Genomic DNA, 2,231 nt, shown 5'->3' on the forward strand with positions numbered 1-2,231 from the left:
TGGCGCCGTCGGCCACCGGCGGCGTCGGCGCGCTCACGCCGCGCCCACAAAGCGGAATGGCCGCTGCGCGGCGGGGCCGACGCTATACGGCCGCTTCACGGCGGCGCTCCTTAAATGACGCGCACCCCACCGCTCCTGGTGCGGGCCGAACCGAGGAGTCTGACGCATGGGCATCATCATCTGGTTGATCGTCGGCGGCATCGTGGGCTGGCTGGCCAGCATCATCATGCGCCGTGACGCACAGCAGGGCATCATCCTGAACATCGTGGTCGGCATCGTCGGCGCGCTGATCGCCGGCTGGCTGTTCGGCGGCGGCATCAACCAGGCCATCACCCTGTGGACGTTCCTGTACTCGTTGATCGGCGCCATCATCCTGCTGGCGATCGTCAACCTGTTCACCCGCGGCCGCGCGCGCTGACACAGCGCCCTCGCCGCTTGCGCAAACGCCCGGTTCGCCGGGCGTTTTGCATTTGCGGCCCCGCTCACGACGCAGCGCGGTCGGCCGGATGGCGCACGCCGTCCTCGACCGGCACCGCGATGGCCAGCGCATACGGGTCCACGCCCTCCAGGCAGCCGACGTTGTAGCCGTACAGGCTGGGATCGGAGCGGCGCCGATGATGCGTGTAGATCCCGCAGGTGCCGCAGAAATAATGCTGCGCGGTATGCGTGTGGAACTGGTACAGGCGCAGCGCCTGCTCGCCCTGGCGGACGTGCAGGGCCGCCAGCGGCACCGAGGCGACGATGGCGCCGCGGCGCCGGCACAGCGAGCAGTTGCAGCGGCGCGGGTCGACGATGCCCTGCGGCAGCTCCAGGTCGATCTGCACCGCACCGCAGTGGCAGCTGAGCCGGTGCAGCGGCGCGATCGCGGTGTCGCCGACCTTGTCGATGCAGCGGCGCACGTGGCGCTCGCTCATGCCGCCGGCTCCAGCTCGACCCAGGCCGGCGCGTGATCGCTGGGGCGGTCCCAGCTGCGCGGCTCGCGGTCGATGCCGGCACCGCGAGTGCGCGCCTTCAGCGCCTCGGACACCAGGGTCAGGTCGATGCGCAGCCCCAGGTCGCGGCGGAAGCCGGCCTGGCGGTAGTCCCACCAGCTGAAGATGCCACCGTCGGCATGGTGCAGGCGGAAGCCGTCGTGCAGGCCCAGGCCGAGCAGCTTGTGCAGGGCGCCGCGCTCGGCGGTGGAGGTGAGGATGTGGTTGTCGCTCCACACCAGCGGATCATGCACATCGCGCGCATCCGGGGCGATGTTGAAGTCGCCCAGCACCACCAGCCGCGGATGCCGCTGCAGCTCGTCGGCCAGCCAGGCGTGCACCGCCTCCAGCCAGCGCAGCTTGTAGGCGTACTTGTCGGTGCCCACGTCCTGGCCGTTGACCACGTACAGATTGACGATGCGCAGGTCGCCGATGGTGGCGGCGATGGCGCGCTTCTGCTCGTCCTCCAGGCCCGGCACGCCGATCTGCACGTCGCCGATCGGCAGGCGCGAGAGGATCGCCACGCCGTTGTAGGTCTTCTGCCCGGCGAACACGCTGCGGTAGCCGGCCTCGGCCAGCGCCGTGTCGGGAAACTTGTGGTCCTCCAGCTTGGTCTCCTGGATCCCGACCACGTCCGGCGCGAACGCGGCCAGCCACTGTTGCAGGTGCGGCAGGCGCACATTGAGCGAGTTGACGTTCCAGCTGGCGATCTTCAAGGGAAATCCGGGACGGGGAAGCCGGCCGCTATTCTGACCGCAGCCGCCGCGGCGGCCAAACCGCGGGCACCAGGCCGTTCAGCGCCGCGCGCAGCATTGCGCGAACAGCGCCGGCGCCAGGCTCAGCGCCTGCTGACGCTGCGCCTCGTTCAAGCCGTCGAGCAGTTCGTCGGCACCGAGCGCCTGTTCCGGCGGCGGGAACGGCCGCTCCGGCGCCTGCCGCGCGGCCAGTTGCCAGGCCGCGGCGTACGGCGGATCGGCCACCGCCAGCCAGGGCGCGCGCAGCAGTTGCGCCAAGGCGTCGATCGACGTGCGGTCGCCGTGCAGCGCGCGGCCTTCCAGTTGCGTCACCACGTCCTCGGCATCGCGCTCGTCGGCGGCCGACAGCGGAGCGCGTTGCCCTTCCGCGTCGACGCTGCCGGCGCGCGCGACCAACTGCGCCACGCGCTGCGCCAGCAACTGGCGTTGCGCGTCGGCATCGCCGCGCGAGGCCGCACTGCGCAGCAGCGCCTCGATCTGCGCGGCATCGAGCCCGGCGACGCCG

General features: G+C 71.3%; 4 protein-coding genes. 1 reads left to right on the forward strand and 3 read right to left on the reverse strand.

The genetic code is table 11. The annotated features are described in order from the left end of the window. Positions 1-166 precede the first annotated feature (166 nt). Positions 167-418, forward strand: coding sequence for a GlsB/YeaQ/YmgE family stress response membrane protein (locus tag D588_RS0103625; protein WP_017908994.1), 252 nt, complete (start codon positions 167-169; stop codon positions 416-418). 64 nt (positions 419-482) lie between these two features. Here D588_RS0103625 and D588_RS0103630 read toward each other — a convergent pair whose 3' ends face one another. From D588_RS0103630 to D588_RS23930, 3 genes are all read right to left on the reverse strand, one after another. Beyond that, the gene (locus D588_RS0103630; RefSeq protein ID WP_017915012.1) at positions 483-914 is read right to left on the reverse strand and encodes a GFA family protein; all 432 of its coding nucleotides are present in this window, start codon (positions 912-914) and stop codon (positions 483-485) included. Next, entirely contained in the window at positions 911-1,687 is a 777-nt protein-coding gene (xth, locus tag D588_RS0103635) for an exodeoxyribonuclease III (protein ID WP_017915013.1), read from the reverse strand. Before xth ends, D588_RS0103630 begins: the two co-directional genes overlap by 4 nt. A 78-nt stretch (positions 1,688-1,765) precedes the next feature. Beyond that, a partial coding sequence (locus D588_RS23930; protein WP_017915014.1) for a hypothetical protein occupies positions 1,766-2,231 on the reverse strand: 466 nt, incomplete at its 5' end.

The sequence above is a fragment of the Xanthomonas sp. SHU 308 genome (assembly GCF_000364645.1).
GTDB lineage: Bacteria > Pseudomonadota > Gammaproteobacteria > Xanthomonadales > Xanthomonadaceae > Xanthomonas_A > Xanthomonas_A sontii.